The following is a 24,413-nucleotide window of genomic DNA, read 5'->3' as shown; positions in this document are numbered from 1 at the left end:
CGTACCGAATTCCCATTGCTTCCCGCACCTGATTCCCTCTGCCCGGCGATTGCTGATTACTGAGGCGATTACTGCCGCATGGCCCGGCATTGGAGGAGCTGCCGTTCCATTGGCCCGGAGTGATCCAGTGATGAAAGGTCAGCCGAAGTCCATGATGAGTGAGCGCACTCAGGCATCAGTCGACGGTCGCGTCCAGCGGAGTGAGCCGGTGGCCGTCGTCGGGATCTCCTGCCGCCTTCCCGGGGCCGACGGGCCCACGGCCTTCTGGAAACTGCTGAGCGAGGGCACCTGCGCCATCGCCGAGGTGCCCCCCGGCCGGTGGGACGACGACGCGCCCGCGGCGGTGAGCCGCGGCGGATTCCTCAACGGGGTCGGCGACTTCGACGCCGCCTTCTTCTCCGTCTCGCCACGCGAGGCCGCTGCCATGGATCCCCAGCAGCGCCTTGTTCTGGAGCTGGCCTGGGAGGCTTTGGAGGACGCCGGCATCGTCCCGGCCTCGCTCCGCGGCAGCCGGACCGCCGTGTTCGTGGGCACCCTCCGTGACGACTACGCCAGCCTGCTGTATCAGCGTGGCACCGAGGCGCTCACCCAGCACACCATGACCGGGGTGAACCGCGGTGTGATCGCCAACCGCGTCTCGCACCTGCTGGGGCTGCGCGGCCCGAGCCTGACCGTGGACTCCGCCCAGTCCTCCTCACTCGTCGCCGTGCATCTGGCCTGCGAGAGTCTGCGCAGTGGCGAGTCCACCGCCGCCGTCGCCGCCGGTGTGAACCTCAACCTCCTCCCGGAGCACACCGTCACGGAGGCGCGCTTCGGCGCGCTGTCCCCCGACGGCGTGACCTACACCTTCGACGCGCGGGCCAACGGCTTCGTCCCCGGCGAGGGGGCCGGTGTCGTCGTCCTGAAGACGCTGCGGCAGGCCCGCGCCGACGGGGACCGGATCTACGGCGTCATCCGCGGCAGCGCGGTGAACAACGACGGCGCCACCGACGGCCTGACCGTCCCCAGCAGGCAGGCGCAGGAGCAGGTGCTGCGGTCCGCCCGCGAGCAGGCGGGCCTGGGACCGGAGGAGGTGCAGTACGTCGAACTGCACGGCACGGGTACGCCCGTGGGCGACCCCATCGAGGCCGCCGCACTCGGCGGCGCCCTGGGCGCCGAGCGCCCGGGAGGCGAGCCGCTGCGCGTCGGATCGGTCAAGACCAACATCGGTCACCTGGAAGGCGCGGCGGGCGTCGCCGGGTTGATCAAGGTGCTGCTCAGCCTGCACCACCGGCAGCTGCCGCCGAGCCTGAACTTCGCCGTGCCCCACCCCGACATCCCCCTGGAGGAGTTGGGGCTGGCCGTGCAGCGGGAGCTGACGCCATGGCCACACCCGAACCGGCCGTTGGTGGCGGGCGTCAGCTCATTCGGCATGGGTGGCACCAACTGCCATGTCGTGCTCACTGAGGGCCCGCGGCCCGCCGAAGCCGAGGACGCACCCTCCCGGTCGGCGCCGACCGCCCTGCCGTGGGTCGTCACCGGGGCCGGGCAGAGCGCCCTGCGGGCCCAGGCACAGCGCCTGCACGCCCACGCGGCCGCCCCGGACCAGCCGTCGGCGCTCGACACGGGCTGGTCCCTGGCCACCACTCGAACGGTCTTTCGCCACCGGGCCGTCGTCGTGGCCGCCGACGCACCAGGGCTCGTGGACGGCATCGAGGCACTGGCGGTCGGCCGCCCGGCGCCCGGCGTGGTGACGGGCGTGGCCGGACCCGGCCGGACGGCGTTCCTGTTCACCGGACAAGGAGCCCAACGTATCGGTATGGGGCAGGAGTTGTACGCGGCCTACCCGGCGTACGCCGCCGCGTTCGATGCCGTGGCCGCCGCGTTGGACCCCCATCTTGAGCGACCGCTGGCGGAGATCATCCGTACCGGGCACGGCCTGGACGAGACCGTGCACACCCAACCCGCCCTGTTCGCGGTGGAGGTGGCTGTCTACCGGCTGCTGGAGTCGTTCGGGCTGCGCCCCGACTTCGTCACCGGACACTCCATCGGCGAACTGGCCGCCGCCCATGTGGCCGGGGTGCTGGACCTGCACGACGCGGCGGCGCTCGTGGCGGCCAGGGCCCGGCTGATGCAGTCCGCTCCCCGCGGCGGCGTCATGGTCGCCGTGCGAGCGGCGGAGGACGAGGTCACGGCCCTGCTCGAAGGGCGCGCGCACCAGGTGGCCGTCGCCGCGGTCAACGCGCCGGACGCCACGGTGATCTCCGGCGACCCCGACGCGGTCGAGGCGGTCGCCGGGGAACTGGCGCGTCGGGGCCGCAGGACCCGGCGGCTGACCGTCAGCCATGCCTTCCACTCCCCGCACATGGAGGCGATCCTCGACGAGTTCCGCGAGGCGGCGGATCGGCTGACCTACCACGCGCCCGAGGTGCCCGTCGTCTCCACCTTGACGGGGCGGATCGCCACCGGCGAGGAGTTGCGCAGCGCCGGCTACTGGACCGACCAGCTGCGCGGGACGGTCCGATTCGCCGACGCGGTGCGGACGCTGACCGGGCACGGCGTGACAACGTTTGTCGAAGTGGGGCCCGACAGCGTCCTCGCCCCGCTCGCCGCGGAGACGAGCCAGACGCGGTCACCGCGGGAGGAGTCCGTCCCCGCGGTGTCGGCGGTGTCCGCGCTGCGCCCCGACCGCTCCGAGCCACAGACACTTCTGACCGCGTTGGCCACCGCGTTCGTGCGAGGTGCCGAGGTCGATTGGGCCGCCGTGTACCAGGGCCTCGGCACCCGACGGGTCCCGCTGCCCACGTACGCCTTCCAGCGCAAGCGGTACTGGCTGGACGGCCCGGTGCGTCAGCCCCGCCCCCTTTCCCCGGCGGCCCCGGCAGCGCCGGCCTCCGCGCAGGAGGACGGGACCGGCGGTCTGCCGTACGGCGACGGCGACGAGGCCGCCGATCCGCGCGGTAAGCTCGGCCGCCGCCTGGCCGGGCTCTCCGCCCCCGAGCGGCGGCGGGTGGTCACCGAACTCGTCAACGAACACATCGCCGCCGTCCTCGCGTACTCGGGCGACGAGCGCGCCGAGGCACACCTGCCCTTCCGGGAGCTGGGCTTCAGCTCGCTGATGACCACGGAGCTGCGCACCTCCCTGGCCTCGGCCACAGGGCTGGCGCTGCCCACCGGGCTGCTGTTCGACCACCCCACACCGCAGGCGCTGGCCGAGTTCATCCAGACCGAGCTGCTGGGCGGTGCCGGGGCGGACGAGGAGGGTGCCGCCCGGGCCGCCGAGGAAGGCGAGCCGATCGCCATCATCGGCATGGCCTGCCGCTACCCCGGCGGAGTCGCCACTCCGGAGGACCTCTGGCGGCTCGTGCGGGACGAAGTCGACGCCGTCTCCGCCTTCCCCGACAACCGCGGCTGGGACGAGGACCTGTACGACCCGGATCCCGCCCAGCAGGGCAAGAGCTCAGTGCGCAGGGGTGGTTTCCTGCACGACGCGGGCGACTTCGACGCCGCGTTCTTCGGGCTCTCGCCACGCGAGGCGCTCGGCATGGATCCGCAGCAGCGGCTGCTGCTGGAGACCGCTTGGGAAGCCGTCGAGCGGGCCGGGGTGCGCCCCGGCACGCTGCGCGGCAGCCGCACCGGCGTTTTCGTGGGCGCGACGTCACTGGAGTACGGCCCGCGCCTGCAGGACGCGCCGCCGAGCGTGCAGGGCAACCTGCTGACCGGCAGCACGGCCAGCGTCATGTCGGGCCGTATCGCCTACCAGCTCGGGCTGCTCGGACCCGCCGTCACCACCGACACGGCCTGCTCGTCCTCGTTGGTCGCGCTGCACCTGGCGATCCGTTCCCTGCGGTGCGGGGAGACCAGCCTCGCACTGGTCGGCGGCGCGGCCGTGATGTCCTCGCCGGGCATGTTCGTGGAGTTCTCCAGGCAACGGGGACTGGCGTCCGACGGGCGCTGCAAGTCGTTCGCCGCGGCGGCCGACGGTACCGGCTGGGGCGAGGGCGTGGGCATGCTGCTGGTCGAGCGGCTGTCCGACGCTCGCCGCAACGGCCGTCGGGTTCTGGCGGTGATCCGCGGCTCCGCCGTCAACCAGGACGGTGCCAGCAACGGCCTGACCGCGCCGAGCGGCCTCGCCCAGCAGCGCGTCATCCGCCAAGCCCTGGCCGACGCCCGGCTGACGACCGCGGACGTGGACGCGGTGGAGGCGCACGGGACCGGCACCACACTCGGCGACCCGATCGAGGCGGAGGCGCTTCTCGCCACGTACGGCAGCGGCCGGCAGGGGCATGAGCCGGTGTACCTGGGCTCGCTGAAGTCCAACATCGGCCATGCCCAGGCGGCGGCCGGCGTGGGTGGGCTGATCAAGATGGTGCAGGCCATGCGTCACGGCGTCCTGCCCAGGACCCTGCACGTCGACGAGCCCACACCGCACGTGGACTGGTCCGCCGGCGCGGTGGAGCTGTTGACCGAGGCTCGGGCGTGGCCCGGTCACGGGACGGTCCGGCGCGCCGCTGTCTCCTCGTTCGGCATCAGCGGCACCAACGCTCACGTCGTCCTCGAATTCGATCCCGCCACCGGCGCGGAACCGAACGGCCTCGGCCCCGCCACCGGGAGGCAGCCGGACGACACTCCTCCGCCACAGGACGTGCCGGACGTTCCGGCGCCGTGGCTGCTGTACGCCCGCGACGAACGGGCCCTGCGCGGTCAGGCGGCCAAACTGCGCGCGCATCTGGACGAAGACGCCGACACGGGATCGGTCGGCTGGACCCTGGCCGCCACCCGGACGGCGTTCGAGGCACGGGCGGCGATCTTCGGGGACAGTGTCGCGGACCGGCTCGACGCGCTCGACGCACTGGCCGAGGGCACCGCCGCCGGACGTCCGGACGTGGTCACGGGCACCGCCACGACGGGCCGTACCGCCTTCCTCTTCACCGGCCAGGGCGCGCAGCGCCTGGGCATGGGCCGGGAACTGTACGCGGCGCACCCGGTGTTCGCGACGGCGCTCGACGAGGTGCTCGCCGCGTTCGACGGCCGTCTGGAGCGTCCGCTGCGGGACGTGCTGTTCGCCGAGGAGGGCAGCACGGACGCGGCGCTGCTGGACGAGACGAGCTACACCCAACCCGCGCTCTTCGCGGTGGAGGTCGCGCTGTTCCGGATGCTCACGCATCACGGGATGACTCCGGACATCCTGGCCGGGCACTCCATCGGCGAACTGGCCGCGGCTCATGCCGCCGGAGTGCTCTCGCTGCGTGACGCCGCGATCCTGGTGGCCGCGCGGGCGCGCCTGATGCAGGCCGCCCCGCCCGGCGGTGCCATGGTCTCCGTCCAGGCCACCGAGGAAGAGGTGCTGGCCTCGCTGGTCGGCCGGGACCGGGAGATGAGCATTGCCGCTGTCAACGGCCCCCGTTCGGTGGTCGTCTCCGGTGATGCCTCGGCGGTCGAGGAAGTCGCCGCCACCTGGCGGGCCCGGGGACGCAGAACCACCGCGCTCAAGGTGAGTCACGCCTTCCACTCGCCCCACATGGACGCCGTCCTGGCGGAGTTCCACGAGATCGCCGCCGGGCTGGAGTTCCGTCCGCCCGGGATACCGATCGTCTCCACGGTGACCGGTGAGTCGGCCACGGCCGAGCAGCTCATGTCGCCCGGCTACTGGAGCGGACAGATCCGGTCGACCGTACGGTTCCTGGACGCCGCCCGGGAGCTGTTGCGCCAGGGCGTCACGGTCTTCGTCGAGACCGGCCCCGACGCCGTCCTGAGCGCGTTGGTGCGAAGCGCCGCCGAGGACGCCCCGGTCACCGCCGTACCGCTGATGCGCCCGGGCCACCCGGAAGCCCTCGGCGTGGCGCTCGGCCTCGCGCGCGCCCACGTCGCCGGAGCCCCGCTGGAGGGAGCGACCTTCTTCCCCGGCGCGGCCCCGGCGGACCTGCCCACGTACGCCTTCCAGCGGGAGCGGTTCTGGCTCGCCCCGCAGCCGCCCGCCGATGCGCGCAGTCTGGGCCTGGACCCGGCCGGACATCCGCTGCTGAGCACGTCCCTCGACCTCGCGGAGCGCGAGGACGCCGTCCTGGCCGGCCGTATCTCCCTGGGTGGCCAACCCTGGTTGGCCGACCACGCCATCGCCGGCACCGTGCTGCTGCCCGCCACCGCGTTCCTCGAACTCGCCATGGCCGCGGGGGACCACCTGGGAGTGCCACACATCGAGGACCTGACGTTGGAGGCGCCCTTGCCGCTGGACCGGGGCGAGGCCACGCGCGTGCAGGTGAGCGTGGCCGCTCCGGACGCCGACGGGCGGCGCGCCTTCACCGTCCACGCCGGTCCGGACTCCGGCGACGCACCCGCGCGACACTGGACCCGGCACGCCTCCGGCACGCTGACGCGTCAGCAGCCGGAACCTGGCGAAGGGCCGGCGCAGTGGCCGCCCGCCGACGCCGTGCCCGAACCGCTCGACGACGTCTACGCCAGGCTCGCCGCACTCGGCTACGACTACGGTCCGGCGTTCCGGGGCCTGGTGGCGGTCTGGCGCGACGAGCGGGACGTCTACGCCGAGGTACGACTACCCGCAGACCCGGCCGACGGAGCCGACCGCTTCGGCCTGCACCCGGCGCTGCTGGACGCCGTACTGCACCCGCTGGTGCTGCACGCCGCGTCCGACGACCCGTCCGGCCGCATCCGGCTGCCCTTCGCGTGGTCGGGTGTCGCGCTGCACGCCACCGGTGCCACGACGCTGCGGGCACGGATCCGCCCGCAGGGCACCGACACCGTGAGTCTGCTGCTCGCCGATGCCACCGGCGCGCCCGTCGCCGAGGTGGACTCCCTCACACTGCGGCCCATCGCCACGGACCGGCTGAGCGTGCCCACGCGTACCGCGGGTTCCCTGTACGAGCTCCACTGGCCGGTCGTCGAGGTGGCGGCCGAGCGGCCACGGCCGACCTGGGTGTCGGCCGATGAGGGACTCGCCGCTGTGGAGCCGGCCGAGGTGGTCGTCGCCCGGGTGCCGGGCGGAGCCGGCACGGGACGCGAGGCCGTGCGGCGCACCCTGGGCCTGCTGCAGGAGTTCCTGGCGGACGAGCGGTTCGCCGATGCGCGGCTGGCCGTGGTGACCTCCGGGGCGGTGGGCGTACTGCCCGGCGAGGACGTCACCGACCTTGCCGCAGCCCCGGTGTGGGGGCTGGTCCGCTCGGCGCAGTCGGAGCACCCGGACCGTCTGGTGCTGATCGACCTCGATCCGGCCGACCCGGGCCCGGCCGAGAAACCGTTGGCCGCCGCCCTCGCCTCCGGTGAGCCGCAGACGGCCGTCCGGGCCGGGCGATTGAGGGTGCCGCGGCTCACCGCCACCACCGGCGCGGACGCCGAGCCACGTCGGCTCGGCGGTGACGGCACGGTTCTGATCACCGGTGGCACCGGAGGCCTCGGCGCGCTGTTCGCGCGCCATCTGGTCGCCGAGCACGGGGTGCGGAATCTGCTGCTCACCAGCCGCCGAGGACCGGACGCCCCCGGAGCCCGGGAACTCGCCGCGGAACTGGGCGAGGCCGGCGCCTCCGTGCGGCTGGCGGCCGCCGACGTGGCCGACCGGGCGGCGCTCGCCGCGCTGCTGGCGTCGGTTCCGCAGGACCGTCCGCTGACCGCGATCGTGCACACCGCCGGTGTACTGGACGACGCGACCGCCCTGTCCCTCACTCCGGAGCAGTTCGAGACCGTACTGGCGCCCAAGGCGGACGGCGCCCGGCACCTGCACGAACTGACCAGGGGCATGGATCTGGAGGCCTTCGTCCTCTTCTCCTCGGTCTCCGGGCTCACCGGTACCGCCGGACAGGCCAACTACGCGGCGGCCAACAGCTACCTGGACGCGCTGGCGCACCACCGCCGCGCCCATGGCCTGCCCGCGGTCTCGCTGGCCTGGGGCCTGTGGGACGCCCGCCACGGCATGGGCGGCACGCTCACCGAGGCCGACATCGCCCGCTGGGAGCGGGCCGGCCTGCCGCCGCTGACCCCGGAGGCGGGACTGGCCCTGTTCGACGCCGCACTGTCCACCGACACTCCGCTGCTGGCACCCGTGCCGCTGCGGCTGGACCGTATCGCCGCCGGCGAGCCGCACGCCCTCTTCCGCGACCTGCTGCCGGTTCGGCCACGCCGCACCACGCGGAGTCGCCCGGACGGTGCGGCCGGACCGGACTGGGCGCGGCAGATCGCCGCCCTGCCGGAGGACAGGCGGCAGGAGGCGGTGCTCGACCTGGTGCGGACCAAGGTCGCCGCCGTGCTCGGCCACTCCGGACCCTCCGCAGTCGCCGCCGACCGTTCCTTCAGTGACCTCGGCTTCGACTCGATGGCCGGTGTGGAGCTGCGCAACCAGCTCTCCGCGGCCACCGGACTCCGGCTGCCCACCACCCTGGTCTTCGACCACCCGGCGCCGGACGCCGTGGCCGCGCATCTGCTGGCCGGCGCCGTGACTGCCAAGGCATCGGCGGTCGGCGGACGGACCCGGGCGACGGGCACGTCCGACGAGCCGATCGCCATCGTGGGGATGGCCTGCCGTTACCCGGGCGGGGTGGCGTCGCCGCAGGACCTGTGGCGGCTGGTCGCCGACGGGGCGGACGCAATCAGCGAGTTCCCGGTCAACCGCGGCTGGGACGTGGACGGTCTGTACGACCCGGATCCGGAGAAGCCGGGCACGAGTTACACCCGGCACGGCGGCTTTCTGCACGAGGCCGACCTGTTCGACCCGGAGTTCTTCGGTATGTCGCCCCGGGAGGCGACGGCCACCGACCCGCAGCAGCGGCTGCTGCTGGAGACCGCCTGGGAGACCTTCGAGAGCGCCGGCATCGACCCGGCCACCGTACGCGGCAGCGCCACCGGCGTCTTCACCGGAGCGATGTACGACGACTACGCGGCCCGCGTGGCCGCCGCGCCGGGCGAGTTCGAGGGCTTTTTGCTGGCGGGCAACCTGTCCAGCGTGCTGTCCGGCCGGGTCGCCTACACCTACGGCCTGCAGGGTCCGGCGGTGACGGTGGACACCGCGTGCTCGTCGTCGCTGGTGGCCCTGCATCTGGCGGTGAACGCGCTGCGCGGCGGGGAGTGCGACCTGGCGCTGGCCGGCGGCGTGACCGTGATGGCGCAGCCGACGACGTTCGTGGAGTTCTCGCGGCAGCGGGGCCTGTCCGCCGACGGCCGGTGCAAGGCGTTCGCGGCGTCGGCGGACGGCACCGGCTGGTCGGAGGGTGTGGGGCTGCTGCTGGTGGAACGGCTCTCCGATGCGCGGCGCAACGGCCACCGGGTGCTGGCCCTGGTCCGGGGTACGGCGATCAACCAGGACGGCGCCAGCAACGGGCTGACGGCCCCCAACGGGCCCTCGCAGGAGCGGGTGATCCGCCAGGCCCTGACGGCCGCCGGACTCGGCGCCGCGGACGTGGACGCCGTCGAGGCGCACGGCACCGGCACCACCTTGGGCGATCCGATCGAGGCGCAGGCGCTGCTGAACACCTACGGGCAGGAGCACACGTCCGAACGTCCATTGTGGCTGGGCTCGTTGAAGTCGAACATCGGGCACGCGCAGGCCGCGGCCGGGGTCGGCGGCATCATCAAGATGGTGCAGGCGATGGAGCACGGTGTGCTGCCCAGGACACTGCACGCCGACGAGCCGTCGCGGCACATCGACTGGGAGTCGGGCGCGGTGACGCTGCTGACCGAGGCCCGGCCCTGGCCGGAGACCGGCCGGCCGCGCCGCGCGGGTGTCTCCTCGTTCGGCATCAGCGGCACCAACGCCCATGTGATCATCGAGCGGATGCCGGACCCGGCGGCCGGGGAACGGACCAAGGCTGGGCAGGGAACTCCGACCGCCGAACCGACTGCGGCCGGGGAACGGGCCGCGGCCGAGGACCCCGCCGTGACGCGGGAACGGCCCGCCTCCGAGGCGCAGGTCGTGCCCTGGATCGTGTCCGGCCGCACCGAGGACGCGGTGCGCCGCCAGGCCGCGCGGCTCCTCGTGCATGTCACCGAGCACCCCGAGGCGACACCCGCCGACATCGGCTACTCGCTGGCCACCGACCGCGCGGTGCTCGACCACAGCGCGGCCGTCGTCGCCACCGGCCGGGACGCACTCCTGGACGGGCTGCGGGCGCTGGCCGACGGCGGCTCCTCCCCCGCCGTCGTGTCCGGCCGCCGGGCCCGGCCGGGCCGTACCGCCTTCCTCTTCACCGGCCAGGGCAGCCAGCGCCTCGGCATGGGTCGCGAACTGTACGCCGCGTCACCGGTGTTCGCCCGTGCCCTGGACGAGGCGTGCCACCACCTCGACAAGTCCCTGGCCCGGCCGCTCAAGGAGGTGCTGTTCGCGGCGGAGGGCTCGGTCGAGTCGGCACTGCTGGACCAGACGGTCTTCACCCAGGCCGCGCTGTTCGCGATCGAGGTGGCGCTGTTCCGGTGGTTCGAGCACCACGGCGTGACGCCCGACGTCCTACTCGGTCACTCCGTCGGCGAGGTCGCCGCCGCGCACGTGGCGGGCGTGCTGGACCTGGCGGACGCGGCGAGGCTCGTCGCCGAACGCGGCCGGCTGATGCAGTCCGCGCCGGCGGGTGGCGCGATGGCCTCGATCGAGGCGAGCGAGCAGGAGGTACGGCAGGCCCTCGACGCCCGCGGCGAGGACGGGGTGCTCGTCGTCGCCGCGGTCAACGGGCCGCGGGCCGTCGTGGTAGCCGGGGACGCGTCCGCGGTGGAGGCGTTCGCGTGGTCCTGGCAGCAGCGCGGCGTCCGGGCCACCCGACTGACGGTCAGTCACGCCTTCCACTCCCCCCACATGGACCCGGTGCTCGCGCAGTTCCGCGCCGTGGCCGAGGGACTGGACTTCCGGGCGCCGCGCATCCCGATCGTCTCCAACGTGACCGGCGACCTGGCCACGGACGAGGACCTGACGTCGCCCGACTACTGGGTGCGGCACATCCGTGAGGCGGTCCGCTTCCACGACGGTGTACGCAGCCTTCAGGCCCAGGGGGTGACGCGCTTCCTGGAGCTGGGGCCGGACCGCACCCTGACCACACTGGTGCGCGGCTCGCTCACCGAGGAGTCCGGAGCTCTGGCCTGGGCGCTGCGCCGCAATCGGCCGGAGCCCGAGACCGCGATGGCCGCGCTCGCCTCGCTGCGGATGGCGGACGCCCCCGTCGACTGGGCCGCCGCCCTCCCCGGCGCCCGTACGGTGCCGCTGCCCACGTACGCCTTCGCGCGCCGGCGCTACTGGCTGGACGCTCCGGCCCCGGACGCCGACGCCTCCGGGCTCGGCCTGCGGGCGGTGGAACACCCGCTGATCGGGGCGGCCGTGGGCGTGGCGGGCCGGGACGAGTTCCTGTTCACCGGCCGGCTCTCGGTCCGCAGCCTGCCGTGGCTCGCCGACCACGCCGTCGGCGGGGTCGTGCTGATGCCCGCGACGGGGCTGCTGGAGCTGGCCGCATGCGCGGGCGAGCAACTCGGCGCCGGGCTGGTCGATGACCTCACCCTGGCCGCGCCCCTGGTCCTTTCCGAGCATGCCGCCGTCCGGCTGCAGCTGACGGTGGGCGAGGCCGACGACACCGGACGACGGTCGGTGGAGATCCACTCGCGTACTGACACGGACGAGGAGGACGGGGCATGGACGGTACATGCTCACGGCTTCCTCGCCGCCGCGGACGGCACGCCGGCGCCCGTGGACCGGGGCCTGGTCGTATGGCCTCCGGTGGGGGCGCGCGAGCTGCCGCTGGACGGGGTGTACGAGCGTCTGGCGGAGCAGGGCTACGCGTACGGCGCGGTGTTCCAAGGCCTGCGCCGGATCTGGCGGGGCGAAGGCGAGGGCGAGCTGTTCGCCGAGGTGATGCTGCCCGACGGGGCGCGGGAGCAGGCGGGGCGCTATCTGCTGCACCCCGCGCTGCTCGACGCCGCGCTGCATCCCCTGCTGCCCGGGGTGGCGGAGGAGACCGGGCCGGCGCGGCTGCCGTTCGCCTGGTCGGGTGTGCGGGTGCACGCCGCCGGGGCCACGGCACTGCGGGTGCGGCTGAGCCTGTCGGACGCCGGGGCCGACACGCTGCAGGCGTCGCTGATGGTGGCGGACGGCGCGGGCGTGCCGGTGGCGTCGGTGGAGTCCCTTTCGCTGCGGCCGTGGTCGCGGGACTCGCTGCGGGCGGCGGCGGACACCGGGCCGGACGGGCTCTTCCCGATGACGTGGTCGCCGGTGGCGCCCGTGGAGTCGGTGGACACCTCCGGATGGGCGGCCGTCGGTCCGTCACCGGTCGCCTCGGCGCCGTCGTACGCGACTCTGGAGGAGGTGGCGAGGGCCGGCGCGGACACCGTGCTGTGGTCCCTTGCGGGGTACGGCGCCGACGGCGTCGCGAGCGGGGAGGGCATCGCCGGCCTCGCGCGGGTCGAGCTGGCCCGGGTTCTGGAGCGCGTGCATGCCTTCCTCGCCGATGAGCGTCTGGCCGATGCGCGGCTGGTGCTGGTCACCCGGGGTGCCGTGGCGGCGGCTCCCGCCGAGGACATCACCGACCTGGTGCACGCCGGCGTGTGGGGCCTGATCCGGGCCGCGCAGACCGAGAACCCCGGCCGTGTCGTCCTCGTCGACGTCGACACCCAGGACGCGCCCGGGCTGCCCGCCGCCGTCGCTACGGGCGAGGAGCAGCTGGCCCTGCGCGGCGGTACGGCGTGGGTGCCCCGCCTCGACCGGGCCCGCGCCCAGGAGGCGTACGCCTCGCCCCGCTGGGACGAGGGGACCGTGCTGGTCACAGGCGCCACCGGCACGCTGGGCGGTGTGCTGGCCCGGCATCTGGTCGCCGAGCACGGCGCGCGGCGTCTGCTCCTGCTCAGCCGCCGAGGCGAGGCCGCTCCGGGCGCCGCCGAACTGGCGGCCGAACTGAGGCAGTTGGGCGCCGAGGTCACGTTCGCCGCCTGCGACGCGGCCGACCGTGCGGCGCTGGCCGGTGTGCTGGCGACGGTGCCGGACGAGTTCCCGGTGACCGCCGTGGTGCACACCGCCGGCGTACTGGACGACACCGTCTTCGCCGAACTGACCGCGGAACGGCTGGACGCGGTGGCACGGCCCAAGATCGACGCGGCGTGGAACCTGCACGAGCTGACCCGCGAACTGCCGCTGACGGCGTTCGTGCTGTACTCGTCGGTCGCCGGGCTGATCGGGACCGCGGGGCAGGCCAACTACGCGGCCGGCAACACCTTCCTGGACGCGCTGGCGCACCACCGCCGCGCCCAGGGCCTGCCGGCGACATCGCTGGCGTGGGGCCTGTGGGAGCGGACCAGCACGATCAGCGGCGGACTGAGCGAGACGGACCGGCGTCGGCTGGCCCGGCTGGGACTGCTTCCGCTGCCCTCCGAGGAGGCGATGAGGCTCTTCGACACGGCCCTCACCGGCGACCAGCCGGTGCTGGCGGTGACGGGCCTGGACCGTACGGCGCTGCGCCGTGGGACGGGACCGGTGCCGCCCGTGCTGCGCGGCCTCGCGGCGGTCCCGCCGAGCCGCAGGACACCGGCCGCGACGCAGGACCCCGGTGCGTCGCTGGTGGGGCAGCTGGCCGCTCTGGGCTCGGCCGAACGCCTGGCGGCCCTGGTGGAGCTGGTGCGCGGACAGGCCGCGACCGTCCTCGGACACCCCGACCCGGGTGCCGTGCACGCGGAACGCGCCTTCCAGGACCTGGGCTTCGACTCCCTGACCGCGGTGGAACTGCGCAACCAGCTCAGCCGGGTCACGGGACTGCGGCTCCCCGGCAGCCTCGTCTTCGACCACCCCAACCCCACCGCTCTTTCCCACCATCTGGCGCGGCTGATCGAGGCCGAGACGGGCCCGGCGACGGACCCGGTCCTCGACGGCCTGGAGCGGATGCGGGACGAGATCGGGTCCCTGCCGGACACCGGCACCCGCGACGAAGTCGCGGCCCGCCTACGGGAGTTGTTGCGCCTGGTGGAGGGCATGGGTGCGGACACGGGCGAACGGGGCGCGGCGGGGGCGGATCTGGAGTCGGCGAGTGACGAGGAGTTGTTCGCGCTGATCGACGATCTCGACTGACCTATCGGCCGTGGGGCCGTCCGTCCGGTCCAGGGCGGACGGCCCTCCCTTCTCGGAAGCACTCTAAAATGAGCGCTCTATCTGGTAGTCTCGCGGCGTGAAGAAGACGCCAACGAAGGGCAGGAAGCAGTCGCCGGACGCCTCCGAGCCGACGCTCGGCACCCGCGAGCGCATCGTCCAAGCGGCGTCTCGACTCATGCAGCGGCAAGGTTACGACGGCACGGGCATCAAGCAGGTCGCGCAGGAGGCCGAGGCCACCATGGGCTCGGTGTACCACTTCTTCCCCGGCGGGAAGCAGGAGCTGGCGCTGGCCGCGATCGACCACGGCGACCGGGCGTTCGCCGCGGACCTGCGCGCCGCGCTGGACAGCGACGACGATCCCGCCCAGGTCATCGCCACGTTCACCGCCGACCTCGCCGAGCGGCTGAGCGAATCGGACTGGATCGACGGGTGTCCCATCACGACCACCGCGCTGGGCACGGCCGGCCGTCTGCCGGACATCCAGTCGGCGGCGGCGGGGGCTTTCGCACGGTGGCGGGAGTTGGTCGCGGACCGGCTCCGCGCGTCCGGGATCGACGACGCGACGGCCGAGGAACTGGCGCACACGGTGATCAGCACCCTGGAAGGCGCGGAGCTGGCGGCACAGGTGTCCCGGAGCAAGGAGCCGCTGGAAATCGCCGGCCGGCACTTGGCCCTGCTCATCTCCGCCCACCGCTAGATCGCGCCCGCAACGTCAGGGCGGCGACAGCCGCGGTCGAGCCGGCACAGGCATTCGCCGCGCCGGACACGTCCGTTGATCTGGTCGATCCGCTCCGGGCCTGCCCATCCGCGACGGCGCGAGCAACGGCTCGATCACCGCCCACGACTCATCGGTCAGCTCATCGACACGGCCACGGCGCCGAACGCTCGCCCGCGTCATCAAGAGCGTCCGGCGCCCGCTCCGAGCGCCTGTCAGTGGCGGGCCGCCAGCTCGTCCAGGAGTTCCGCCTGACGCAGCCCGTCCGCACAGGGTGCCGCGCCGCCGCGGACGGCCGCGGCGAAGGCCAGGACGGCATTCGCCACCTGGTCCTCGGGGGCGAGCCGCACCTCCTCCACCTCCCCGCCACGCTCGATACGCAGCACCGGCGTGTGGTCCGCGTTCGGCGTGAAGGCCCGTTCCACGACGAGCCGGCCCTCACTGCCCCAGAACTCGTAGAAGTTCCGGTACCCGTGGTCCAGGCCGTAGGCGAGGTGCACGGCGACTCCGTCGGGCCCGGACAGCAGTGCACTGGCGGCCGTGTCCACCTCGTCGCCCGGGCCCCGCCCGGACACCACACCTATGACCCGCAGCTCGTGACCGAGCATCAGCAGCGCCGCGCGTACGGGATAAACACCCGTGTCCCACAGGGCGCCGCCGCCCAGCTCGGCCTGGTAACGGATGTCGGAAGGCGGGCGTCGGGGGACGGCGAAGGCCGCCTGGAACTGGTGCGGTCGGCCGATCACGCCCGACCGCACCAGCTTCCTCGCCTCCTCGTGCTGGGAGTGATGCACGAACAGCACGTTCTCCATCAGGGCGAGCCCGCGGGAGCGCGCCAGTTCGTGCAGCTCGGCCGTCTCTTCGCCGCGCAGGGCGAGGGGCTTCTCCGCGAGCACGTGCTTGCCGGCGAGGAGTGCCGCCCGCGTCCACTCGGCGTGCAAGGCGGCGGGCAGCGCCACGTAGACGGCCTCGGTCTCGTCGTCCTCGAGCGCGGCCGCGTAGCCGTGCAGCGGGCGGCAGCCGTAGGCGCGGGCCACCGATCGGGCCTTCGCCTCGTCGCGGCTGGCCACGGCGGTCACCGTGGTGCGGGGACAGGCCGCGAACGCCGGCAGCATACGGCGTCTGGCGATGTCCGCGGCCCCCAGCACGGCGATGCGCACGGGCTCCATCAGAGCGTCACCGCACCGGTGTTGAGTGCGGCCAGCAGCGTGCGGGCCTGCACGTTGACATAGTGACCGTGCTGTACCAGGGAGGCGAGCTGGCCGGGCGTGACCCAGGCGTATCCGGGCGGCGGGACATCCAGGTCATCGGTCCCTTCCGCCTCCACGAACAGATAGCGGCTCTCCGCGTTCAGGAAGCGTCCGCCCTCCTCCGAGTGCACCGCCTCGTACGGGATGCGGGAGGGGTCCGCGCTGAGCACGAGGTCGAGGAAGGGAGGACGGTCGCGCCCCGTGTCGTCCGCGTGGTTGCCGGGCGTGCACTGCACGGTCGGTGCCAGTTCGATCGTGTCGAGGAAGCCGCCCTCGAGCTTGGCCTGGACCAGCAGATGCGGTACGCCCGCGAACCGCCGCGTCACGAACGCCGTCACCCCGAGTCCACATGGCTCGAACAGGGGCTGGCTCCAGCCGCGCACCTCCCGGTTGCCGGCCTCCACCGAGACGGCCACGACTTTGAAGTAGCGTCCCTTCACGTGCTCGATCACCGTGTCGCCGCGCACCCAGTCGGCGACGTTCGCGAGCGGTATCCGCTCGATCCGCACCTCATGGGCGGAGCGCTCCGCGGTGATCCACGACCGCACCTGTATGTCGGAACGCAGCGAGCCCGCCTCGGCGTATCGGGTGGGGGCGCACGCCAGGACCGTGCGGGCGTCCATGTTGACCAGGTTGTCCCGCCGCAGGAGTTCGCCGATCTGCCCCAGGGTCAGCCAGCAGAAGTCCTCGTCGAGCGGCACGTCCTCCTCCACCTCGACGATCATGTTGCGGTTGGACTTGCGGAAGAACCAGGAGCCGTGCTCCGACTGCAGCACATCGGCCAGTACCTGGCCGCGGCCGGGCCGTACGAAGTAGTCGATGTACTTCACGTCCGCGCCGCGGTGGACCTTGGTGTAGTTGCTGCGGGTGGCCTGGACCGTCGGGGACATCTGGAGCAAATTGCGGTTCCCCGGTTCCATCTTCGCCTGCATGAGGCAGTGCAGCACTCCGTCGAACTCCCGGACCAGGATCCCCAGAATGCCCACTTCGGCCTGGTTGATGATCGGCTGCTGCCAGTGGGGGGTGGGTCCCGTCGGGGTGGTCACCGACAGGCCCTCGACGGTGAAGAACTTGCCGCTGCGATGGGCCAGGTTTCCGGTTGCGTGCTGGAACGACCAGCCGTCGAGCTGTGCGAAGGGGATGCGGTCCACCTGGAACCGGTGGGCCTGGCGACGCCGTCGAAGCCAGTCGGCGAAGTCGGCGGTGCTCATCTGGGCCCCCGCGTCCCTGGCCCGCACGGAGCGGGCGAACCGCTCGTGCAGTCCGGCGTCCTCGCGGGGTCGCAGTGCGGTGGTCGGGCTCACCTGCGGCCTCCCACGAACTCCCGCACGGTGCCGATCACGTAGTCGAGCATCTCGTCGGTCAGCCCCGGATACACGCCGATCCAGAAGGTCTGCTCGGTGATGACGTCCGAGTTGGCCAGGTCGCCGACGACCCGGTGCGCACGGTCCAGGTAGGCGGGGTGCCGGGTGAGGTTCCCCGCGAACAGGCGCCGCGTGCCGATCTTCCGTTCCTCCAGGTGACCGACCAACTCCGCGCGGCTGAAGGGCGCCTCGGCGTCCACAGTGATCACAAACCCGAACCAGCTGGGGTCGCTGCCGGGGGTGGGCTCGGGAAGCAGCAGATGGGGCAGGCCGTCCAGGCCCTCCCGCAGCCGCCGCCAGTTGCGCTTGCGCGCCTCGATGAACCCGTCGAGCTTGTCCAGCTGGGTCATGCCCAGGGCGGCCTGGAGATCGGTCGCCTTCAGGTTGTAACCGACGTGGGAGAAGATGTACTTGTGGTCGTAGCCCTCGGGGAGGGTGCCCATTTGGTACTGGAAGCGCTTGAGGCAGGTGTTGTTCTTGCCCGGCTCGCACCAGCAGTCCCGCCCCCAGTCGCGCAGCGACTCCACGATGCGGGCGATCTTGAGATCCGAGGTCAGTACGCAGCCGCCTTCGCCCATGGTGAGGTGGTGCGCGGGATAGAAGCTGACGGTGGTGACATCGCCGAAGGTGCCGGTGAGCTGTCCCTGGTAGGTGGACCCCACCCCGTCGCAGTTGTCCTCGACGAAGAAGAGCCCGTGCTCCTGCGCGAGTTGCGCGATCTCCGCGGCCTCGAACGGGTTGCCGAGCGCATGGGCGATCATGATCGCGCGGGTCTTCGGGCCGATGGCCTCGGCCACCCGGTCCGCGGTGGTGTTGTACGTCCCCAGCTCCACGTCGACGAAGACCGGCACCATGCCGTTCTGCACGATCGGGTTGACGGTGGTGGGGAAGCCCGCCGCCACGGTGATCACCTCGTCGCCCGGCCGCAGACGGCGGTCCCCGAGCAGATGCGAGGTGTAGGCGGACAGCGCCAGCAGGTTGGCGGAGGAACCGGAGTTCGTCAGGTGCGCTTTGCGGCGCCGCAGCCGGCGGGCGAAGGCCGACTCGAAGGTGCGGGAACTGGGTCCCGCCGCGATACGCAGCTCCAGTGCCGCCTCGACCAGGGCCGCCCGGTCCTCGGCGTCCAGGACGGCGCCCGAGGGCCAGATCTCGGTGACGCCGGGAATGAATGCCTTGTCCCCTTCGAGATCCAGGTGGTACTTGCGGACCTCGTCCAGGATCAGGGACTTGTGCTCACTCATCTGTCGCTCCTTCGGCACGCGCCTGCTCCTTGGACGCCTTCCACCAGTGCACGTTGTCGCGGTACCAGGCGACGGTGTCGGCCAGGCCCTCTTCGAAATCGATCCGCGGGGCGTATCCCAGTTCCTCGCGGATCTTGGTCTCGTCGAGTGAGTAGCGCAGATCGTGACCCTTGCGATCCGCGACATGGCGGATGGCGGAGTGATCCGCTCCGCACAGCTTCAGCAACCGCTCCGTAACAGCGAGGTTGGTCTGCTCGTTGCCGCCACCCACGTTGTAGATCTCACCTGCCCGGCCGCCGGTCAGCACGAGCTGGATGGCGCGGGAGTGGTCGTCCACGTGCAGCCATTCCCGAACGTTGGAGCCGTCCCCGTACAGCGGGACCTGCGTGCCCTCCAGCAGATTGGTGATGAAGAGCGGGATGAGCTTCTCCGGGTGCTGGTACGGGCCGAAGTTGTTCGAGCAGCGGGTGATCGACACGTTCAGTGCGTGCGTACGCCAGTACGCACGGGCGATCAGATCGCTCGCCGCTTTGGACGCGGCATAGGGGGAGTTGGGGAGCAGGGGCCACTCCTCGGTCCAGGACCCCTTCTCGATGGACCCGTACACCTCGTCGGTGGACACGTGCACCACGCGGGCCACGCCCGCGGCCAGACAGGCATCCAGGAGGATCTGGGTCCCCAGGACGTTGGTCCTGACGAAGGCGTCCGCCGACGCCAGGGAACGGTCGACGTGCGACTCGGCGGCGAAGTGCACCACCGCGTCGTGGCCGGGCAACAGGTCGTGCAGCAGCGCACGGTCGCAGACGTCCCCCTGGACGAGGTCCAGACGCGGATGGCCGACCGGGATGTTGTCGCGGTTGCCGGCATAGGTGAGCTTGTCCAGAACAGTGACGCGGGCCTGCTCGTACCCGGCATAGCCACCGGCCAGCATGGTCCTGACGTAGTGCGATCCGATGAAACCGGCGCCGCCGGTGACCAGGACCCTCATGCCGCCACCTCCACGCGGGTGTGGTCGCCGACCACGAGACGATGGTGTGCCTGCGCGTGATCGCTGGGACCGACCGAGGCCGAGCGGCCGATGAGCGAGCCGTGCAGGCCGGGCACCTGGGTGATGGACGCGCCGGTCATGACGATGGAGTCCGCCAGTTGGGTGGCGCGCAGGACGCAGTCGTCGGCTATGGACACGTCCGGTCCGATCCTGCTGTCCTCCACCACACTGCCGGCGCCGATGACCACCGGACCGACGATACGTGAGCGCAGCACCCGGGCCCCCGCCTCGATGACGACTGGTCCGATGATCTCGCTGGTGCCGTCCACCTCGCCGTCGATGCGAGCGGTCAGCTCGCCCAGCAGACGACGGTTGCACTCCAGCACGTCGTCGGCCTGTCCGGTGTCCTTCCAGTAGCCGTCGTACTCCCCGGCCCGGACGTCGAAACCGTGACTGACCAGCCACTGGATGGCATCGGTGATCTCGAGTTCGCCGCGCGCGCTGGGGTCGATGGCCGCGACGGCCCGGTGGATGGCGGCGGTGAAGAAGTACACGCCGATCAGCGCGAGATCGCTCCGCGGCTGTTGGGGCTTTTCCGTCAGCGCCATCACAGAGCCGTCAGGTGCCAGTTCCGCCACCCCGAACGCGCGGGGGTCGGGGACCTTGGAGACCACGACCTGGGCGTCCGGGCGGCGCGTGCGGAACTGCTCGGCGATGCCCCCGATGCCCTGCGGCAGCATGTTGTCCCCCAGGTACATGACGAAGTCGTCGTCGCCGAGGAAGGGGCGGGCCAGGGCGACGCAGTGGGCCAGGCCCAGTGGCCGTTCCTGGTGGACGTAGGTGATACGGGCACCGAAGCGTGACCCGTCACCGAGGACTTCCGCGATCTGCGGCGCCCAGTCACCGACGATGACGGCGATCTCGGTCACGCCGAGGGCGACGATGTTCTCCAGGGCGTATTCCAGGACGGGCTTGTTGACGATCGGGATGAGTTGTTTGGGCATCGAATAGCTGAAGGGGCGCAGGCGTGTACCCGCCCCGCCCGACAGCACCAGGGCCTTCATGACAGCGCCTTCCTCGCGGCAGTGGTGTGTGCGCACCTGGTCGCCTCCTGCCACGTGGCGAGCATGCCCGCGGATCGTGCCGCGCGGAGGCCGGGTGCTGTCGCGTCCTTACGGGAGATCAGCGGCGGCTCGGTGAAACCCCACGGCAGGGCGAGATCGGGATCCAGGGGATCGATGTCGATCTGAGTGCCGGGCACGTACTCGCTGGACAGGACGTAGCAGATGCAGGTGTCGTCGGTGAGACTCAGAAATCCATGGCCGACGCCCTCGGGAATGTAGACCGAACGACCCGACCCCGCTTCGAGGACGTTGACCTCGTAAGCGCCGAAGGCCGGAGACCCGACCCGAAGATCCACGATGATGTCTCGCAGTGCGCCGCGGACGCAGGTGACGTATTTCGCCTGCCCCGGCGGGATGGTCACACCGTGGATTCCGCGCAGCGTATTGCGACGCGATGCCGAGTAGTTGACTTGCCGTGGCACGAATGGATGGCCGAGGACGGTTTCCAGGAGATCGGCTCTCAGGCCTTCGAAGAAACTGCCCCGCTCATCGGTGTGCTGGTCGGGGGTGACGACATACGCCCCGGGGACCGCGGTTTCGGCGATACGCACGGACAGGGTCCTCTCCTCGTCGGCCTCCGGTCAGGCCCGCGCTTCGGCCGTGCGGTGTTCGACGGCCTTGCGGAACTCGTCGGCGACCGTTCGCACTTCCGCGTCGTCGAGGCCCTGGTGCAGCGGGAGCAGCAGGGTGGAGTCGGAGGCCGTGTCGGTGCCGGGAAGTACCACGCCGTCACCGCCGTACGCGGGCACCTTGTGCAGCGGCGGGTAACGGAAGGTGGTGTAGACCCCCTTCTCCAGGAGGTCCGCGGCCACTCGGTCACGGATCGCCGGGTCCAGCTGGACCCAGTAGAAGTAGTAGGAGGTCGAGTGACCGGCCGGCAGCGCGGGGGCAGCCGGACTCCCTCGACATCGGCGAGCAGCTGGTCGTACCGCTCGGCGATCGCCCGGCGGCGTTCGATGAACTCGGGCAGCCGGCGCAGCTGCACGCTGCCGATCGCCGCCGTGAGGTCGTTGCCGATGATCCGGCGGCCGAAGTCCCGTACGTTCAGCTCCCACCACCGTGCGGAGACCCTGGCGGCGGAGAACCCGCTGGACTGTTCGAGACCGTGGTAGGCGAGCCGACGTGCCGTACGGGCCAGTTCCGGGTCGCGTACGTACAGCATGCCGCCGTCGCCCGTGACGAGGACCTTCATGGAGTCGAAGCTCCACATGGCCACGTCGCCGAAGGTGCCGCACTTCTTTCCGTCCGCGCTCGAGGCGACGGCGCACGCCGCGTCCTCGATCAGCCGTACGCCACGCGCACGACACAGGTCGGCGATGGCGGCGATGTCGCCCGGGTAGCCGCCGTAGTGCAGCAGGAGGACCGCCTTCGTCCGCGGCGTGAGGGCCCGTTCGACGTGCGCGACGGTGGGGTTGAGCGTGTGCGGGTCCACGTCGCAGAAGACCGGGCGGGCGCCGGAGGCGGCCACGGCGTTGCCGGCGGCGACGAAGCTCACCGAGGGGAGGACCACGTCGTCGCCGGCGCGCAGCCCGAGCAGTTCGGTGCTCAGGAACAACCCCGCGGTGGCCGAGTTGATGAAGATCGTGTGTTCCGCGGCCACGCCCAGATGCTCGGCGAAACGGGCCTCGAACTCCTTTGTCCGGGGGCCGTGACCGAGCCAATTGCTCTCGAACACCTCTGAGATCGCGCCGAGTTCCTCCGCTCCCAGGCTGGGCTGGAAGACATTAATCATCGTGATGCTCCGATCGGCGTATTCGGGGGTGGGCCAGCGCGGGGCGATGACGGTTCGACGGAAAAGAGGGCCGCCGGGACCGCACCCAGAAACCTACAGGCCTCGCCGAAAGGGGCAGTAACGCGCCGGTAATCATTCATTCCCCGGGGACGGAGAATCGGGAATTGACCTTTTCTCGGGTCGAGTCGGTGTCCGGTTGATTCAAATCGGGACCGCCGAGGGGTCCGGGAAACACAGCCGGACCTTCGGCGGCCCCTTTCCGGGCGCGGCAGCCCGTCAGCCGAGCAGCCCCGTCACCCGCGCGGGCCGTCAGCCGAGCAGCGTGGTGACCTGGCGGGCCGCCAGCAGCCCCGACTCGATCGCGCCGTCGATGAAGGCGCCGTGCCAGCCGCTGGCGATGTCGCCGCCGGCGAAGACGACGCGCTGGTGCGGCTGCTGGACGGCGGGAAGCTGCCGCAGCAGTTGGCCGGGCCGGCGCATCCCCCAGGCACCGCGCGAGTAGGGGTCACGCCCCCAGTCCTTCACGCGGTAGTCCACCAGTTTCGCCTTGGGCAGGAACGCCCGCAGGGCGGCCTCGACCTGCGCCCGGTCGGACACGTTCAGGGAAGGCCCGCTGAAGCCGATCACCAGTCGGCTGCCGTCGGGGAGTTGCTGCTGCGGCACGATCTGCAGCAGGGCCGCGCGCTCGTCGCCCTGCGCGTAGACCGCGTCGGTGTCGCCGCTGACGCGCATCCATATCTTGGTGCCGTGTGGAACGCCGATCCCCTCCGTCGTGGCGTCCGCGTGCGCCTGGGGCAGCCCCGGCTCGAAGGTGATCGTCTTCCACATGTTGGTGGGGATCGCCACCACGACGACCGGCGCCAGGTAACGCCTGGCGCCCGCCACCTCGACGGTGACCATCCGGGACTGCTGGACGATCCTGGTCACGGGGGAGTTGAGCCGCACCAAGGCCTTCGACTCGTCGAGCATCGCCTGGAGCAGCGCGGTCATGCCCTGGGCGGGTTTGAGGCTCGTGGTCAGCTCGGGGCGACCTGCGGCGAGCCGCTCCCACTGGGCCATGCTGGTGAGCGCTCCGCGGGTGCTCGGTCCGCCCGAGTAGAGAACGGCGCTTCCGTTGAGCCACTGGTAGCGCACGGGGTCGAGGCCGAGTTGGCCGATCCTGTCGGCCATCGACAGCTTGTCCACCTCTTCGAGCAGGTCACGGCGGTACAGCGGCTCCGCGGGGCGCTCGAAGTACTGCTCCGACCCCTCGTACAGGCGCAGGTTGAGGGCGCTCAGCTCGGCACTGGCGGCCGCCGGGTCGACCTCCTCGTAGCCGTTGGCTGTCGGCATGACCATGCGCGTGGCCGCCACGTCCTGGACCGTGGTGAGGCCGTAGCGCCTGAACTCGTTCAGCACATGGTGGTGCTCGGGCCCGAGCCAGCCCCCGCCGATCTCGACGCGCTCGCCGGCGAAGGTGCCCGTCCAGATGCGCCCGCCGATCCGGTTCCGGGCCTCCAGGACCACCGTTCGCATCCCGGCGGCACTGAGCTCACGGGCGACGGTGCCGCCCGCATAGCCCGCTCCGACGATGATCACGTCCACCGGGGCTTCGTCGGCATACGCGGACTTCGCTCCGCCGGCCGCCAGCGGCACACCCAGTGCCATGGCCCCGGCGGCCTTGAGCAGAGACCTTCTGCCCGGACCGGGACCGCGCACCGGCCGCGCGTCGCTGTGTGTAGTGCGCTCGGAACTCATGTGTGACACTCCTCGAGAGCGGGAAGGACGGTTCGGATGAGCCGGCGCGATCAGCGGCCCGGCGAATACCTTTCCTATCTGTCCCGGCGTAATCCCCGAGTAATCACCGGGTCTTACCGAATGCCGGAAAACACCGATTGCGCGGAATCGGGAATTCGCATTACTCCGGGATTACCGGCCGGTGCAGAGCGCCCGGTTAGCTTCGGCGCACACCTGTGTCTCTCACAAGCCGT

Annotated in this window: 10 protein-coding genes and 1 pseudogene; 2 read left to right on the top strand and 9 right to left on the bottom strand. The window is 72.0% G+C overall.

Translation table 11 applies throughout. From position 1 onward, the window contains the following. Positions 1-151 precede the first annotated feature (151 nt). Positions 152-14,008 carry a type I polyketide synthase gene (locus I2W78_RS35205; RefSeq protein ID WP_445330158.1) on the top strand — a complete coding sequence of 4,619 codons (13,857 nt, stop codon included), beginning with the start codon at positions 152-154 and terminating at the stop codon, positions 14,006-14,008. Between the two features lie 97 nt (positions 14,009-14,105). Then, positions 14,106-14,726 (top strand): TetR/AcrR family transcriptional regulator, encoded by a 621-nt coding sequence (locus tag I2W78_RS35200; RefSeq protein WP_307783924.1) that lies wholly within the window; start codon positions 14,106-14,108, stop codon positions 14,724-14,726. Positions 14,727-14,959: 233 nt separating this feature from the next. On the opposite strand, the gene I2W78_RS35195 is transcribed toward I2W78_RS35200, so the two are convergent. The 9 genes and pseudogenes from I2W78_RS35195 to I2W78_RS35160 form a co-directional block, all read right to left on the bottom strand. After that, a complete protein-coding gene (locus tag I2W78_RS35195) occupies positions 14,960-15,913 on the bottom strand; it encodes a Gfo/Idh/MocA family protein (protein ID WP_196464281.1) in 954 nt (317 codons plus the stop codon). Further along, positions 15,913-17,298, bottom strand: a complete 1,386-nt coding sequence (locus I2W78_RS35190) for an NDP-hexose 2,3-dehydratase family protein (RefSeq protein WP_307783923.1) — start codon at positions 17,296-17,298, stop codon at positions 15,913-15,915. The genes I2W78_RS35195 and I2W78_RS35190 overlap by 1 nt, the downstream gene beginning before the upstream one ends. Then, entirely contained in the window at positions 17,295-18,599 is a 1,305-nt protein-coding gene (gene rfbH / locus I2W78_RS35185; RefSeq protein WP_196464280.1) for a lipopolysaccharide biosynthesis protein RfbH, read from the bottom strand. Before rfbH ends, I2W78_RS35190 begins: the two co-directional genes overlap by 4 nt. Then, on the bottom strand, positions 18,592-19,587 hold the full coding sequence (gene rfbB / locus I2W78_RS35180) for a dTDP-glucose 4,6-dehydratase (protein ID WP_196464279.1): 996 nt from the start codon (positions 19,585-19,587) through the stop codon (positions 18,592-18,594). The genes rfbH and rfbB overlap by 8 nt, the downstream gene beginning before the upstream one ends. Further along, positions 19,584-20,651: a glucose-1-phosphate thymidylyltransferase gene (locus I2W78_RS35175; protein ID WP_196464278.1), complete on the bottom strand. Its 1,068-nt coding sequence runs from the start codon at positions 20,649-20,651 to the stop codon at positions 19,584-19,586. Before I2W78_RS35175 ends, rfbB begins: the two co-directional genes overlap by 4 nt. Next, positions 20,648-21,262: a dTDP-4-dehydrorhamnose 3,5-epimerase family protein gene (locus I2W78_RS35170; protein ID WP_196464277.1), complete on the bottom strand. Its 615-nt coding sequence runs from the start codon at positions 21,260-21,262 to the stop codon at positions 20,648-20,650. Before I2W78_RS35170 ends, I2W78_RS35175 begins: the two co-directional genes overlap by 4 nt. A 30-nt stretch (positions 21,263-21,292) precedes the next feature. Next, complete coding sequence (locus tag I2W78_RS41245) at positions 21,293-21,523, bottom strand: DegT/DnrJ/EryC1/StrS family aminotransferase (protein ID WP_307783998.1); 231 nt, start codon at positions 21,521-21,523, stop codon at positions 21,293-21,295. A gap of 140 nt (positions 21,524-21,663) precedes the next feature. After that, a pseudogene (locus tag I2W78_RS35165) lies at positions 21,664-22,443 on the bottom strand (DegT/DnrJ/EryC1/StrS family aminotransferase); the annotation flags it as partial. 309 nt (positions 22,444-22,752) lie between these two features. Further along, positions 22,753-24,180, bottom strand: a complete 1,428-nt coding sequence (locus tag I2W78_RS35160; RefSeq protein WP_196464276.1) for a flavin monoamine oxidase family protein — start codon at positions 24,178-24,180, stop codon at positions 22,753-22,755. Positions 24,181-24,413 lie beyond the last annotated feature (233 nt).

It is taken from the genome of Streptomyces spinoverrucosus (assembly GCF_015712165.1).
Taxonomy (GTDB): Bacteria; Actinomycetota; Actinomycetes; order Streptomycetales; family Streptomycetaceae; genus Streptomyces; species Streptomyces spinoverrucosus_A.
This window is presented reverse-complemented; position numbering and strand designations above follow the sequence as displayed.